This is a genomic window from Corallococcus sp. AB038B, assembly GCF_003668955.1.
Classification (GTDB): Bacteria; Myxococcota; Myxococcia; order Myxococcales; family Myxococcaceae; genus Corallococcus; species Corallococcus exiguus.
The window spans coordinates 1-15,205 of the sequence record NZ_RAWO01000012.1; the positions used below are offsets into that span (position 1 = coordinate 1).

12 protein-coding genes are annotated in these 15,205 nt (G+C 67.4%); 9 read left to right on the top strand and 3 right to left on the bottom strand.

Features of this window, described 5'->3' with window-relative positions; all coding sequences use genetic code 11:
• Window positions 1-280 precede the first annotated feature (280 nt).
• The gene (locus D7Y04_RS33255; protein WP_121761918.1) at window positions 281-4,291 is read left to right on the top strand and encodes an RHS repeat domain-containing protein; all 4,011 of its coding nucleotides are present in this window, start codon (window positions 281-283) and stop codon (window positions 4,289-4,291) included.
• A gap of 967 nt (window positions 4,292-5,258) precedes the next feature.
• Here D7Y04_RS33255 and D7Y04_RS33260 read toward each other — a convergent pair.
• The 3 genes from D7Y04_RS33260 to D7Y04_RS33270 are packed head-to-tail and all read right to left on the bottom strand — an operon-like array spanning window position 5,259 to window position 7,955.
• Window positions 5,259-5,708, bottom strand: coding sequence for a hypothetical protein (locus tag D7Y04_RS33260; RefSeq protein ID WP_121761919.1), 450 nt, complete (start codon window positions 5,706-5,708; stop codon window positions 5,259-5,261).
• The gene (locus tag D7Y04_RS33265; RefSeq protein WP_121761920.1) at window positions 5,705-6,538 is read right to left on the bottom strand and encodes a class I SAM-dependent methyltransferase; all 834 of its coding nucleotides are present in this window, start codon (window positions 6,536-6,538) and stop codon (window positions 5,705-5,707) included. The genes D7Y04_RS33260 and D7Y04_RS33265 overlap by 4 nt, the downstream gene beginning before the upstream one ends.
• A gap of 10 nt (window positions 6,539-6,548) precedes the next feature.
• Window positions 6,549-7,955, bottom strand: coding sequence for a general secretion pathway protein GspE (locus D7Y04_RS33270; RefSeq protein WP_121761921.1), 1,407 nt, complete (start codon window positions 7,953-7,955; stop codon window positions 6,549-6,551).
• A 156-nt stretch (window positions 7,956-8,111) separates the two neighbouring features.
• Between D7Y04_RS33270 and D7Y04_RS33275 the strand changes: the two genes are divergently transcribed.
• From D7Y04_RS33275 to ptsP, 8 genes are all read left to right on the top strand, one after another.
• Complete coding sequence (locus D7Y04_RS33275) at window positions 8,112-9,146, top strand: SPFH domain-containing protein (RefSeq protein WP_120599303.1); 1,035 nt, start codon at window positions 8,112-8,114, stop codon at window positions 9,144-9,146.
• Between the two features lie 22 nt (window positions 9,147-9,168).
• On the top strand, window positions 9,169-10,089 hold the full coding sequence (locus D7Y04_RS33280; RefSeq protein ID WP_121761922.1) for an NAD+ kinase: 921 nt from the start codon (window positions 9,169-9,171) through the stop codon (window positions 10,087-10,089).
• Between the two features lie 419 nt (window positions 10,090-10,508).
• Window positions 10,509-10,931: a PTS sugar transporter subunit IIA gene (locus tag D7Y04_RS33285; RefSeq protein WP_120580288.1), complete on the top strand. Its 423-nt coding sequence runs from the start codon at window positions 10,509-10,511 to the stop codon at window positions 10,929-10,931.
• A gap of 33 nt (window positions 10,932-10,964) precedes the next feature.
• On the top strand, window positions 10,965-11,450 hold the full coding sequence (locus D7Y04_RS33290; protein ID WP_120599301.1) for a PTS sugar transporter subunit IIB: 486 nt from the start codon (window positions 10,965-10,967) through the stop codon (window positions 11,448-11,450).
• 4 nt (window positions 11,451-11,454) lie between these two features.
• Window positions 11,455-12,174, top strand: a complete 720-nt coding sequence (locus tag D7Y04_RS33295) for a PTS sugar transporter subunit IIC (protein ID WP_121753257.1) — start codon at window positions 11,455-11,457, stop codon at window positions 12,172-12,174.
• 17 nt (window positions 12,175-12,191) lie between these two features.
• Window positions 12,192-12,986: a PTS system mannose/fructose/sorbose family transporter subunit IID gene (locus D7Y04_RS33300; protein WP_370457279.1), complete on the top strand. Its 795-nt coding sequence runs from the start codon at window positions 12,192-12,194 to the stop codon at window positions 12,984-12,986.
• A gap of 33 nt (window positions 12,987-13,019) precedes the next feature.
• Window positions 13,020-13,298 (top strand): HPr family phosphocarrier protein, encoded by a 279-nt coding sequence (locus D7Y04_RS33305; protein ID WP_120561227.1) that lies wholly within the window; start codon window positions 13,020-13,022, stop codon window positions 13,296-13,298.
• Window positions 13,299-13,341: 43 nt separating this feature from the next.
• A complete protein-coding gene (gene ptsP, locus D7Y04_RS33310; protein WP_121761923.1) occupies window positions 13,342-15,153 on the top strand; it encodes a phosphoenolpyruvate--protein phosphotransferase in 1,812 nt (603 codons plus the stop codon).
• Window positions 15,154-15,205: the final 52 nt, after the last annotated feature.

Here is a 15,205-nt window from a genome sequence, read left to right on the forward strand (position 1 = left end):
TACTACCAAGCCATGCCCATGATGAAGGAGGAGCGTCTACTTCCCCTCGTGCAGCGCTTCTCTGAACTCCTTCACGCACACCACGTCTTCCGGCAAGCCTTCGGTTTCATATGAGGGGATAGCTCAGGGGCTTCAGGACATCGTCCTTCTGGACCAGGGAATCGCGACCATTCCGGACTCCTTCGCACGGTCCCGGGCCCGGGTGCTTCTGTCACGCGGTTCCAGATTCGTTGATACCACGCTCTTCATTCCCATTGGAGCGGTGTCCGCGGAGCGCGGGATGTATCGCTCACTGGCGATGGATGTGAACGGTGATGGGCAGATGGACTTCGTGCAGCCGGATGGCTCGGGCTCCGAACTCCAGGTCTGGATCCGGCAAGGAGTCAAACCCTTCCTGCTGCGGTCAGCGACAGATGCCATGGGGGCGCGGGTCGAGTTCGACTATGCGCCCCTCACGGACACCGCCATGTACACGCGAGGGCAGGGTTGCATCTACCCACAGCCTTGCGTGCGTCAGGGCATGTGGCTGGTGTCCGAACTGCGAACCGAAGCGGGGCCGTTTCACCCCATGCGCCGCGTTTCCTACCAGTACGAGGACGCGCGTCTGGATGCCTTGGGCAAGGGTTTGCTTGGCATCCGCAAGCGGACGGTGACGGACCACGCTTCCGGCTCTGTCTCGCGTGAGACCTACGCCCTCGCTCCGCTCGTGGGGAAGCGGTATCCGCTGGCGCGGCAGTTGCTCAACCGGACTGTTCGCACCCCGCTGTCCAATGGCCGGACCTGGATCCGGGAGACCGTCGCCACGCCTGCCTATGTCGAACGCACTGCGGCGGATGGAACTCGTTACTTCTCTGTCTATACGGCATCGAAGACCGAGCGTGCGTTTGAACTGGGGCTGCCCGTGCTGTGGTCCGTGACGCGCACGGTGGAGGATTTCGATGCGGACTTCGGCAATGTGAAGGCTGAGAAGTGGGTGTGGTCGGATGGTTATGTTTCGCGGCGTGATACCGCGTACGAGAACCGTGTCCCGACATGGCAGGTGGGGCTGCCCAGCCGGATCACGGAGACCGCGACGACTGCGCAGGGGCTGTCTCGAACGCGCATCCGGAGCTTCGTCCATGCTCCGGGCTCGGGCCTGCTCACGGACGAGGTGACTGAACCGGATTCGACGGACCCGGACGTCTACCTGGCCACCCACTACGACTACACACCGGACGGAATGGGACTTCGCGGCGGCGTGACGCTGAGGGCCCTGAGCGGCGCGACGCGGACCACTTCGTACGAGTACGACTCCGCCACGAAGACGACTGTCTCCGCCATCACCAATCCAGCCGGGCACCGCCAGATGATGGCCTATCATCCTGGCCTGGGCGTGCTGGCCGCGACCGTTGATGCGAATGGGGTGCGCCAACGCTGGCAGTACGACGCCTTCGGGCGTCTGCGCGTCGAGGACGGGCCGACGCTCGCGGATGTCTCGTATGAGTACCTGCCGGGCCGTATCCGGACCGCCCGGGCGGGAGGCAGTGAGGAAACCGTCTTCCTGGATTCGCTGGGGCGTGCGGTGACACGGCAGCGCCAGGACTTCGCCGGCAACCTTGCTGAGGAGAACTACTTCTACAGCGCGGCCGGGCGTCTGGTGGAGGTTCAGCGTCCCTCCCCGTCGGGTGAGACAGCCGTGGCGCGCACTCGCTACCAGTACGACGAACTGGGACGCCTCACGCGGCTGACGCAACCGGACGACACCTTCCAGACGCTGGCCTACGCGGGTCTGACCCTGACGGAAACGGATGCGCGAGGCAATGCCACCACGACCGAACTGAACGGCCGCGGTTGGGCCATGAAGGTCAGTGAGCCGAACCCGGCGGGTGGCGTGCTCAATACGACCTTCGAGTACGGGCCCTTTGGGACGGTGACGGGCACCGAGTCCGTGGGGCGGCACGCGAGCATGGAGTATGACGTGAGAGGACGGCGCACCCGGTTGTCCGACCCCTCGAATGGCGTGTCAGTGACTCACTACAACGCCTTTGGCGACACGCGCCTGGTGGAGGACGCGGAGGGAGAGCAGCAGGTCTTCATGCGTGATTCCCTGGGCCGTACCACCAGCGTTATCACCTTGCTTGGAGAAACCACGTACTCCTGGGACACGGCGGTCAACGGCGTGGGCGCACTGGCGGGCACGGCGAGCGCGGACGGCGTGTCCACCGCCTATGTCTATGACACGCTCAGCCGTCGCAGCAAGGAGACGACCCAGGTCGCCGGTTCCCTCTACTCCTTCGACTACACCTACGACGCGTACGGCCGGCTGAAGACGGTCGCCTATCCGGAAATCGGCGGGACCTCGCGACTCCAGGTCCAGTATGGCTATACGCCGCGGGGGGACCTGCTGGACGTACGGAACGTTGCATCACAGCTTGTCTACTGGCAGGTGGGGGCTCGCACGGCCAGCGGGCATTTGAGCCATGCCGTTCTGGGAAATGGTACGGAGAGCCATTACCGCTATGACAACGTGGGCGCATTGCGCTTGGTGGAGACGGGGTCGGGCACCTCCAACCTCCAGCGGCTGCTCTTCAATTACGACGCGAACGGCAACCTCACCGAACGCAATGACGGCGTGGCGGAGTCGACCGAGGAGTTCGGTTATGACGGACTGGATCGGCTGACCCGATGGACAGTGTATCAGAACTGCCAGCGCGCCATTTTTGAGTACGGCTTCTCGTCGGACGGCAACCTCACGGGCCGCACGACTGTGGAGGGGAGCGCTCCTGGCGAGTCGTATGTCTATGGCCAGAATGGAGCTCCGCCGCACGCCGTGACTCAAGGCCCGCAGGGGTCCTACGGATATGACGCGCGCGGCTTCCGGGTAACGGCGCCGGGAGGCACCGTCGTGGAGTACACGGTCGCAGGGCTCCCCCATCTCATCCAGCGTGACGCGGACGAACTGACTTTCCAATACGACGCCTTCAATGCACGTGTGCGGAAGATGCGCTCCAACGGGGAGTATTCCGTCACGGTGGGGGCTGGGTTGTACGAGAAGCAGGTGGAGCGGCTGCGGACGCGCCACCTGTTTTCCATCACCGCGGAGGGTCTGCCCATTGCCCGGGTGACACTGTCCCGGCGGGACGCAGGCCGCCCGTTCACGCAGGAAATCGCATACGTCCATCGCGATCCGTTGGGCAGTGTGGAGACGCTTTCCGACCAGCAGGGGGCGCTCGTCGCGCGGATGAAGTTCGACCCCTTCGGTCGCCGCGTCTTCCCTCAGGCGCTTGCAACGGCCCAATCGCCCGTCGTGGGGAAGGCCCTGCGTGAGGGGTTCACCGGCCACTCACACGACGATGAACTGGGGCTCATCGACATGAAGGGTCGCATCTATGACCCATCCGTGGGCCGCTTCCTGACCCCGGACCCATTCGTGCAGGCGCCGTCAAGGAGCCAGTCTCACAACCGCTACGCTTATGCGTGGAACAATCCGCTTCGCTACACGGATCCCAGTGGGCTCATGAATGAAGGGGGCTGCAGTGGAACCCCTGAAGATGGCGAGTGCTGGGAGAACATCGCGGTAGGAGGTGACGGAGGCGGGCAATCGAGTGACTCCACCATCTACGGCTCCTACTTCGGCTGGCAGAGTGACACCTGGTATGCGACGGGGCCAGACGGTCGGAGGCGGGGGCCGGGGCGCGTGCCAGGAAGTGTGACGGCGGGCGAAATCGAGCAGATGACGGCCGAAGCACGTCGGGCGTTCTTCCAGGCCGAATCGACAGGCGGCCAGGTGCCCGTCAACTTTGGCACGGATGAACTGGATGCCGCAGTCGATCAGGGAAGCGATCAGTTTCTCTTGGGGATGGGGGGGATCTTGTCGGTCGTCAGTCTCGCATCTGCGACAGGAATCTCGGAGGTGGCTCCGGCCGCGGTCGCTCGGGCCGCTGTGAAGGCCACGGTGGCTGGCAGTGGCGTCGCCGTCGCGAGTGGTACGGGCCCCCACGCGCCGATGGTCGTTGTCCGAATCATCAAGAAGGGTGAAAAAATCGCGGACATCGTCAATGAGTCAAAGGCTTTGACCTTCACTTCGGGAAATGAGCATGCTCTCGTGAGGCTCGCGACAGGGGAACGTGCGCTCGTCTCAGGTGGTCCGGGAGGGATTACCTTTGCTCCAGGCCAGGTAACTCGCATTTTCGGGCATACGCATCCAACTTCGGCCCCCCCTAGCTCGGCGGACTTCGAGGCGCTGCGGAGGCTCGGGCAGTCACAACAAACTGTCTACCATGGTGGTCAGGCCACCAAGATAAGGCCGTGATGAGTGTCTTGATCCAAGGTGTAACTCCCTGTTCTGTTTGTGGCAAGATCATGGGGCCGGAGGACGCCGTGGTGCAGTTGCCTGCCTTTGTCTGGAATGAGGCGGACGTGCTCCTTCCGTTCAATGACGCTTCAATGCATCGGATATGTTTTGAAGCGCATCCACTGCGAGCGCGAGTGGAGGCTGCCCTTGAAGAACTCAGCCGCAAGACTGGGCCGGGACGGCGGAAGTGCGCCGTATGTGGGAATGAGATCCTGGACCCAGACGACTATCTGATGGTGCCACGGCTCACCGATGATGCGGCTTCTCCAGTTTATCGTTTTAACTACATGCACCTTCACCGTTCGCACGTCCGTGGATGGCGTGAGCTCGGGGACCTTGAGCGCCTTCTGGAGCAGTTAGAGGCCGGAGGGGGCTGGGAGGGAAATGTGCTCCGGGACTTGCTCCAGCAACTTCGAAGGCTGTCGGTCTGAACACGCAGGAACTCGGCGCGGGGGCGAACGCCCCCGCGTCCGGGTGGGTTGTCTCGATAGGAGACGGCACCATGCCAATACCGGCATCCAAGGTGGGAATCGTAGTCGCGCGGGACTGTGGAGCCCGGGTAGCCGACTTGGCTCGCGTCTTTCACGTATGGGTCGTTGAATCGCGCGTAAACACCCCAGTTATCCAAGGCGTCTGGGAGAGCGGCCTGGTGGAGGCGGCAATCGATCCTCTCGCGGCAGGCGTCACGTCATTCGCCGCTCTCGAGGGAGAATCTCCAGAGGCGATGTGCGCCCGGATCGCCGGTGCTGTGGACGAGCACCATGGTGCGTTCGCACATGATCCCCCGTGGTCCGAAATCGAGGTCTTCGGGGCCAAGCTGACGCCAACCCTGCGGGAAGTCTTCGAGGAACTCGGAGCAACGGCCTGTACTCCCACGCAGGAGGGGTTCGTCTGTCGGCGGCGCGGGAGTGATGAGGATTTCGATTCAGCGTGATGCAGGACGCCTGGAGTCGAGGCTGACGGGCTTGTTCAGCTTGTGCATCACCCGCGTCTTCCTGACGCGCTGGGGCGCGGTCTTCTTGGGCTTGGGCTCTGGGAAGATGGTCCCGAGCGTATCCATCGGAACGCTGTACTCGAAGCGGAACTGAGGCCCCGCGACCAGGGGCCTCAGTTCCGCTTCGAGTGCACGCCGGATCATGTCGCGAACCTGGCCAGGAGTGACGGCCGTCTGATGCGGGTAGATCCAGTTGTCCGGGCGGCTGACGCGAAGGTCGACCACGAGCACACACCGGGGGGCGTCCTCGCTGGCCTGGATCGCCAGGAGCATGGGCGTGTCGCGGACTCCCTGGGAGTGCGTGGGCTTCTTCCGGATGCGCCAGTCGTAATGGGTCTCACCGAAGCGAACCCGGCGGGTGCCCTTCTTGGGAAGAGTCATGTCGCGCGAGCCTCCCGAATCGCGGTCAGTTGCCGCATGCCCCAGCGCAACGGAACGCTCCCATCCGAGCGGCGCAGCGGCTCCACGGCCTGAATGAACGAGGCCTTGAGCGATGCCTGTGCCGCCGGAGACAAGCGGTCCGCGTCATACGTCGTGAGCAGTGACTCCCAGACCTCGCTGGGTGAGCCATCGCCCTGCACGGAGAGGGACCGCATCGTGACGTCCACGAAGCCCTCTGCGAAGAGTTCTCGCAGTCCGTCCACAGAGCGGACCCGCGGGTCTCCCAGTCGCGTGGGAGGAACCGCCGCCGCGCTCTTCATGAGTCCGGCGAACACCTCCAACGCATTCCCCGGCACCAGGTCTCCACCCACGACGATGGACACCCGTCCGCCCGGCTTGAGCACACGCCGCAGCTCCGCGAGCACGGTCTCCACATCGTCCATCAGCATGAGTGCCAGATGGCTCAGCACGACATCGACACTGGCATCCTCGAACGGAAGCGACTGCGCCCGTCCCGGGACCAGGGTAGCAGTGCCGTTCAACCGACCCTGTGCCGCGACAAGCTCGTGCTCGCTCATGTCGAGCCCCAGCAGCGACAACCCGGGCTGCTTCCTTCGAGCCAGCAGCTCCAGCAGATACCCATCCCCGCAGGCCAGATCGAGCACCGCCAGGGGCCGCGCATCGCCAGGCACAACTGCCTCCAGCAGTGCATAGCTCGAAGGCGCCGTCCCGCCCTCGACTTCGACCGGAGCGGAAGCGAACCACTTCGAAGTCACGCCCGCGAGGCGCGCATGGAAGTCGAGCAGATACGACTCGGAAGGGGAGGGCATGCGGACCTCTTCAGCGCCGGGGCTTCTTCTGTCCCGCGTTCGTGGCTTCGGCGTTGAGCGCCAGCACGGAGTACAGGTTCATCGTGTAGACGCTGTTCTCCGGCTCCAGGTCCGAGGCCTTCTGGAAGAACGCACTGGCGCGTTCGTAATCGCGCTGGTGGTTCAGGAGGATCATCCCCATGCGGTTGTAGAGCGGCGCGGGCTTCGGCAACAGCCCGATGCTGCGCTCCAACAGGTCCAGCGCCTCCGCCAGCTTCCCCGCCTGCTCCAATCGCACCACGCGCTGGAGCACCTCCTCCTGCGCGTCCTCCTTCCTGGCCACCGGAGCTGGCGCCACGGGAGGAGGCTTCGACGTCAGCGCCGAGGCCAGCGACACCGAAGGCATCGGCGCCTGTGTCTTGGCCCCCGGAGCACGGGCCGCCACCGCCTTCGCGGCCGGAGGCACGGTCTTCGGCTCACTCCGCCCGAACGCGGGCACGCCATCCCCCGTGAACGCCACCTCCGCCGACGCCAGTGTGCCCACCAGCTTCGTCACGCCGCGCTCCGACAGCGACTCGAACACCGCGCGCAGCTCCAGCTCCGTCACCTGGGTGATCATCGCCATGTCCGCCAGCGCCGTGCGCCCGTCCACGAACGACAGCACGTACGCCTCGAACGGGCTCAGCGGCCGGTTCACCAGGTCCAGGCTCGCGACGATGACCGGCCGCACCGGAGGCCCCTTCGTCTTCGGCTGGGCCTGCGCCTGGAACGACACCACCCGCGTCGCCTCCTGCTGTGGCGGACGGGGCACTCCGCGCGCTCCCGTCTGCTCCGGCCTCGTGAGCAGCGCGCGCACCAGCGACACGTTGTCCCGGGGCGGCAGGTCCTCCACGCTCCTCACGAGCAGCAGCTCACAGCGCGCGCACTGGAAGTCCCCCGGCTTGCACGACGCGCCACAGTGCGGACAGGCCAGGTCCTCCGGCGGGTGCTCGAAGGCGTGCGCGTCCGAGTAGTAGTGCTTGCGGATGGCCGCGCGGATGGACCTGCGCACCGCCACGAAGGGCAGCACCTGCGCCACGCCCACCGTCTTCGCGATCTCCTCCAACGCCCGCTGCCGCTGCGGCTCGGAGATGGCCACGTACAGCGCGTCCTGCACCAGCCGCAGCGGCATGAAGTCGAAGCCCTCCGCCAGCCGCACCGGCACCCGCTCCAACAGCGCCGCGTCCACCTTCGCCTGCGCCAGCTTCTCCGTGGACACGAAGCGCGTCTTCAACTCCTGCGCCAACAGCCGCAACACCGGCGTCTCGTCCACGCCCAGCCGCACCAGGCACTCGCCCAGCTTCAGCCCCGTCTCCTTCTGCCGCGCGAGCGCCCGGGACAACACCTCCGGCGTCAGCACTCCATCCAGGATCAACTGCTCCCCGAGCTTGCGCGTCATACCCCCGATTCAAGGACGCCCGGGCCCACCCCGTCCACCGGCATCCACGCCACCTACACCGCTTTCCCGCACGCTCTGTTGCGAATGTGTACAGACAACACTAAGATGGTGTCCAGGTTACACAAACCAAACGCAGCAGGTGAGGGGGATGCGCGAATGTTCTTCGGGTACATGAAGTCGACGCCGACCACGTACGTGATGCAGTACCGGGACGGCGAGGTGGTCCGCGAAGGTGCGGGCCTGTCGTTCCTCTATTGGAAGCCGGCGACGACGCTGGTGGCGGTGCCCCTGTCGAGCGCGGACGTCCCGTTCGCCTTCAACGAGGTCACCCGCGACTTCCAGCCGGTGACCATCCAGGGACAGCTGACATACCGGGTGGAGGACGCGCGGAGGCTCGCGGGGCTCTTGGACTACTCCATCACCCCGGCGGGGCGTCACCGCTCCGATGACCCGGAGAAGCTGTCGGACCGGCTGGTGCAGGCCGCGCAGGTGCGCGCCCGCGCGGTGGTGCAGTCCCTGAGCCTGCGCGAGGTGCTGGTGCAGTCCGACATGCTGGAGGCCCGGGTGCTCGCGGCGCTGGCGGAGGCGGAGTCCGTGAAGGCGCTGGGCGTGCACGTGATGGCCTTCTCCGTGCTCTCCATCCAGCCCACGCCGGAGATGGCACGCGCGCTGGAAGCCGCCGCGCGCGAGGGGCTTCAGCGTGAAGCGGACGAGGCCATCTACGCCCGCCGCAACGCGGCCGTGGAGCAGGAGCGCCGCATCAAGGAGAGCGAGCTGGCCACGGAGTTGGTGGTGGAGGAGCGCCAGCGCCAGATTCGCGAGGCGAAGATGGCCGCGGACATCGCGGTGGAGGAGCAGCGCGCGGCCCTCATGGAGCGCTGGGTCCAGAACGAGCGCCAGTCCGCGGACGCGCGCGCGTACGCCCTGGAGAAGACGCTGGCGCCGGTGAAGAACGTGGATTGGAAGACGCTCCTGGCCACGTCCGCCAACGGTGCCGACCCCGCGCTCCACATCGCCCTGGCCTTCCGCGAGATGGGCGAGAACGCGCAGCGCATCGGCGAGCTCAACGTGTCGCCGGACCTGCTGCGCTCGCTCTTGCCCGCGGCCTCAGGCCCTCGCGGCAACAACCCCGGCCTCGCGCCCAAGCCCGGCCGCCCGGACGTCCACAACTTCGACCCCCGCGACCGCTGAAGTCCCGCGAAGGAGGCTCGCCATGTTCGAGAAGGTCGTCCTCGTCACACGCAAGACGCGGCTGGCGGACCTGGTGGTCCGCTTCAACACCAAGAAGCAGGCGAAGTTCTACGTGGAGCACAACGGCCAGGACTTCAACGGGTTCGAGGCGGAGGACGACACCTACCGCCGCGCGGTGGACGCCCTCCGCTCGCAGCTGGACGTAGGCCTGCCGGTGCAGCAGGTGGACCGCTCGCTCGTGCCCACCTTCCTCTTCACCGGCAAGGAGGTGGTGGTGGCGATAGGGCAGGACGGGCTCGTCGCCAACGTGGCCAAGTACGTGGGCAGCCAGCCGCTCGTGGGCATCAACCCGGACCCGGAGCGCTTCGACGGCGTGCTCCTGCCCTTCCTCCCTCGCGACGCCCGGAGCGCCGTGCAGCGGACCCTGGAGGGCCGCGCGAGGATGCGCCAGGTGCAGCTGGCGGAGGCGCGGCTCCAGGACGGCCAGCGGCTGCTCGCCTTCAACGACCTGTTCATCGGCGCGCGCACGCACGTGTCCGCCCGCTACCAGGTCCGCTACGGCGGCAAGGAGGAGTCGCAGTCCTCCAGCGGCGTGCTCGTGTCCACCGGCGCGGGCTCCAGCGGGTGGCTGTCGTCCGTGTTCGCGCTCGCGCAGGGGCTCACCCGCTGCACGGGCGGCACGCCGGGGAAGCCCTGGACGCTCGGCTGGGAGGACGCGCGGCTCGCCTTCGTCGTGCGCGAGCCCTTTGTCAGCCGTCACTCCGGCGCGGACATCGTCGGCGGCTTCGTCACCGCCCAGGCGGAGCTGGTGCTCGAGTCCCGCATGCCCCAGGGCGGCGTCATCTTCAGCGACGGCATGGAGGAGGACTTCCTCACCTTCGGAGCCGGCGCCACCGCCCGCATCCGCCCCGCCGAGCAGAGGGCCCGGCTGGTCGTCCACTGAGACACCGCACCCGATGCGACAGGTCCCAGGAATCCGGTACGCCCCGAGTACCATTGGACCTCGCGGGCCCTCCCGGGATTCCCAGGTGATACAGCCGCTCCCGTGCGACGGCACGGTCGCCTTCCTACCCACCGAGCGGGGGTGCCGGGCTCGTCCCGCAGGGCACGCACCGCGGGGCCACACCGCGCATCTCCTAGAGCGTGGGGAGACCGCGCCCGGCTCCCCGTCCGGCAGACGACACCGTGTCCCTTCCCCGGACCTGAAATTCCAGGCATGGTGGGCGCAGTCGCCTTACCTTCGAAGCGAAGTCGTTGGGGAAGCGGTTCCCAGGTGCAGGCGGAATACTTCGTCGGAGTTGCGTCCGGTCGTTGATGGGCGTAGGACGCAAATTCTCCCGGGAAGTGGCTCAGGGGTGATCAATGGTCGGCCTCGTCATCGCATCGCACGGGCGTCTCGCGGATGAGCTTGTCTCTACCGCTGAACAGATCGTGGGCAAGCTGCCCGCCGTGGCTACTTGCAGCATCGAGCCGGGGGCCCCAGTCGAGGACCTCCGCGCCAAGATGAAGCAGGCGGTGAAGACCGTGGATGAAGGGGACGGTGTCATCATCATGGCCGACCTCTTCGGAGGTACCCCCTGTAAGGAATCGCTGATGATGTGTCAGCGGATGAATCTGGAAGTCCTGGCCGGCGTCAATCTGCCCATGCTGCTGAAGGCCAACTCGCTCCGTTCGGAGCAGATGGCCCTGTCGGACATGGCCAACCAGCTGGCGTCGTACGGCCAGCGCAACATCACCTGTGCATCCGCCCTGCTTCGCGAGGCCCAGCAGCAGCCGCGAACATGACGGACCCGCACGGGTCGGCGATTCGAGACTGACGTGATCACCCTGGTCCGCGTCGACAACCGCCTCATCCATGGCCAGGTCGTCGAAGCCTGGCTCCCCCACCTCAAGGTGTCGCGTGTGGTGGTGGCGGACGATGAGGCGGCCTCCAGTCCCCTCATCCGTGCCGCCATGGCGCTCGCCGTGCAGAGCGCCATCGAGGTGCTGATCCTCCCCCTGGCCCAGGTGGACTTCGCCGCCCTGTCCAAGGACGGCGTGCGCACGCTGGTGCTCCTGAGGGATGTCGCCTCCGTGCCCTTCGCCTTCCAGCACGGGCTGGCCATGGACCAGCTCAACCTGGGCAACGTGCACTTCGGCACCGGGAGGCGGCAGGTGTCGCCGTCCGTCTTCCTGGCGGAAGGGGAGCTCCAGGCCCTCCAGCAGCTGTCCGCGCAGGGCGTGCGCGTGGAGGCGCGCGCCGTGCCCGCGGAGAAGTCCGTGGACCTGCCGGACCTGACCGAGCGCTGGTCGAAGGCCGGGTGAGCCGGTGAACGTCGGCTGGACCCAGGTGGCGCTCGCGTGTCTCTGGGGGGGGCTGGTGGCCGTGGAGCGCAAGGCGTTCCTCCAGGCCATGCTGTCCCGGCCCCTGGTGGCCGCCACGTTCATGGGCGCCCTCTTGGGCGACGTGGGCGGGGGCCTGTCCGTCGGCATGCTGCTGGAGCTGTTCTACCTGGGCACCGCCAACCTGGGCGCCTCCCTCCCTGAGAACGACACGCTCGCGGCCACCGGCACCGCCGCCGCCGCGGCCACCCTCACCGCCGCCACCGGCGCGGGCTCCACGCCGGCCATCTGGTCGCTGGCCGTGCTGCTCTTCATCGGGCTGGGGCGGGTGGGGCGCAGGCTGGACCGGCTGCTGGAGGGCTACTCCGCCCGGCTCGCGCGCGTGGCGCTGTCGTCCGCGGAAGCCGGCAACCTCAACCGCGCCATGCGGCAGAACCTGTGGGGGATGTGGCCGCACTTCGTGTCCTACGGCGCCATCACCGGCGTGTGCGCGCTGGCCGGCTACTTCCTGGAGCCGCTGATGGTGGCGCTGCCGCACGGGCTGGTGCGGGGCCTGGCGTGGGCGTACCCGGCCATGGCGTCCGTGGCGGCGGCCATCGCCGCGCAGTCCAGCCACGCGAAGCGCGCGCCCCTGTACGCGGGCCTGGCCGCGGCGGCCGTCACCGTGGCGGTGGTGCTGGTGCAGCTGCAGGAGCAGCGGCCTTGAGCACGACGCCCACTCCCGTGCCTTCCGCGCCCGCCGCCGCGCCGGCCTTCACGCCGCCCGTGCGGCTGTCCCGGGGCACGCTGCTTCGCGTGTTCCTGCGCTCACTCTTCCTCCAGGCGTCGTGGAACCCCAAGGGCATGCAGAACCTGGGGCTCGCGTACGCCGTCTACCCGGCGCTGGCGAAGCTGTACCCGCCGGGCCCGCTGCGCGAGGCGGCGGTGCGCCGGCACCTGGTCTTCTTCAACACGCACCCGTACGTGGCGGCGGCCATCGTGGGCGGCGTGGTGAACCACGAGCAGAAGATTGCCCGGGGGGAAGAGACGCCGGACCGGGTGGTGGGCTTCAAGGCGGCGCTGATGGGGCCGCTCGCGGCGCTGGGGGACGGGTTCTTCTGGCTGTCGCTCAAGCCCGCGGTGGGCGGCCTGTGCGCGGCGATGGTGCCGCTGTTGGGCGTCTGGGCGGTGGCGCTCTTCCTGGTGCTGTACAACCTGGTGCACCTGCTGCTGCGAATCCGGCTGTACTGGCTGGGCCTGAATCTGGGAGACCGGTTGGTGGAGGCCGTGGCGCGAGTGAACCTTCCCGCCAAGGGCGCCCGGCTGAGGGGCGTGGCGGCGGCGAGCGCGGGCGGCCTGGCCGCGTGGCTGGCGTTGAGCTTCGGGGCGACGGCGGGCGGGACCTGGGCGCCGTTCCTGGCGGTGGGGTGCCTGGCGGTGGGCGTGTTGGCGTACGTGCTCGTCAACCGGCGCGTCCCCACCTACGTGGTCCTCTACGTCGCGGCGGGATTGGCCTGCGCGGCGGGTGCCTTTCTGTGAGTACGAACAGTCGAGTGAAGCGGGAGTCGCACGATGGCCAGTGAAGCCGAGGGAACCTTCGAGATCATCAACGCGCTGGGGCTGCACGCCCGGGCCGCGGCGCAGATGGTCAAGGTGGCCAACCGCTTCAAGAGCGAGGTCTTCATCAAGGCCTCCGGACAGCGCGCCAACGCCAAGTCCATCATGGGCGTGCTGATGCTCGCGGCGGCCCAGGGCACGCAGGTGACCCTCACCTGCAAGGGCGAGGACGCCGAGGCCTGCTTGTCCGAATTGAAAAAGCTCATCGAGGACCGGTTTGGCGAAGCGCAGTAAGCGTCGAAAGGGGAGTTAGACTCCCCGTGAGGTCAGGAGAACCGTGAGCAGCCAGGCCACCCCTACACTCAGGTTGACGGGCATCGGCGCCTCTCCGGGCGTGGCGGTGGGCCATGCCTTCATCCTGGACAGGAAGCGCATCCGCACGCCCAAGCTGCGCCTGGCGGACGCGGAGGTGGAACCCGAGCGGATGCGGATGAAGACCGCCATCGACCTGTCCGACCGCCAGCTCGCGGAGCTCAAGGACCAGATTACGCGCACGGAGGGCAGCGACCACGCCCTCATCCTGGAAGCGCACCGGCTGATGCTCCACGACCCCATGCTCGTGGACGAGGTCAACCGCCTCATCGTCGAGGACCGCATCAACGCGGAGTGGGCGGTGCGGCGCACGGCCCGCAAAATCAAGCACCTCTTCGACAACATCCCGGACGAGTACTTCCGCGAGCGCCGCTCGGACGTGGACTATGTGGCCGACCGCATCATCCGCAACCTGATGGGCCAGGTGGTGGACGAAGAGGTGGAGGTGCCCGCGGAGGCCATTGTCGTCGCACATGACCTGCCGCCAGCGGACGCTGCGATGATGGCTCGCAGCGGCCGCGTGGCGGGCTTCGTCACCGACCTGGGCGGACAGACCAGCCACACCGCCATTGTCGCCCGCGCGCGGGAGACGCCCGCGGTGGTGGGCGCGGGGCGCGCGAGCGAGCAGATTTCGCCGGGCGACCTGGTGGCCATGGATGGCACCCGCGGCGTGGTGCTGGTGAACCCCACCGAGGACCAGCTGGCGCTGTTCCGGGAGGAGCAGCGCCGCTACCTGGAGAGTGAGCAGCTGGCGCTGGCCACGAAGGACCAGCCCGCGGTGAGCACGGACGGCTTCCGCATCCGGCTCAACGGCAACATGGAGTTCCTGGAGGAGATCCCCTCGCTCCTGGCTCACGGCGCGGAGGGCATTGGCCTGTACCGCACGGAGTTCATGTTCCTGGACCGCAAGACGGCGCCCACGGAAGAGGAGCACTACCGCGCCTACAAGCAGGTGCTGGAGGCCATGGGCGGCCGTCCCGTCACCATCCGCACGCTGGACCTGGGCGGCGACAAGGTGCCGGGCAAGACGAAGCACGAGAAGGAACCCAACCCGGCCATGGGCCTGCGGGCCATCCGCTACTGCCTGTCCAACCGGGAGCTGTTCCGCGTCCAGCTGCGCGCCCTGTTGCGCGCGAGCGTGCACGGCAACCTGCGCCTCATGTTCCCGCTCATCTGCGGCGTGAGCGAACTGCGGGAGGCGCGCAGCGAGCTGGAGGCGTGCCGCACGGCGCTGGGGCGCGCGGGAGTGCCGGTGGGCAAGCGCTTCCCGGTGGGCATCATGGTGGAGACGCCCAGCGCGGCGACCATCGCGGACCGGCTGGCGCAGGAAGCGGACTTCTTCTCCATCGGGACGAACGACCTCATCCAGTACTCACTGGCCATCGACCGCCAGAACCGCGAGGTCGCGTACCTCTACCGGCCGCTGCACCTGTCGGTGCTGCGCATGCTCCAGGGCATCGTGGACGCGGCGAAGGCCGCCAACATCCCCGTCTCCATGTGCGGCGAGATGGCGGGCGATCCGCTCTTCACCCTGGTGCTCCTGGCGCTGGGCTTCGACGAGCTGTCCATGACGTCCGGGCAGATTCCGGTGGTGAAGCGACTGATGCGCCGGGTGAGCCGGAGCGAAGCGGTGGAGATGCTCCAGGGCGCCATGGAGCTGACGACCGCCGAGGAGATCGAGCGCTTCGTGCGCACGGAGATGGACCGGCGCTTCGGCGGCGGCCAGGAAGGCCTGCTGCTGCCGCCGGCGCATGATCCTGAACCTGAGTCCGTGTAGGCCCTGCTCCCCCGCATGAATGCGAGGGGAGGGGGTCGCCGTTTCCAGGCGG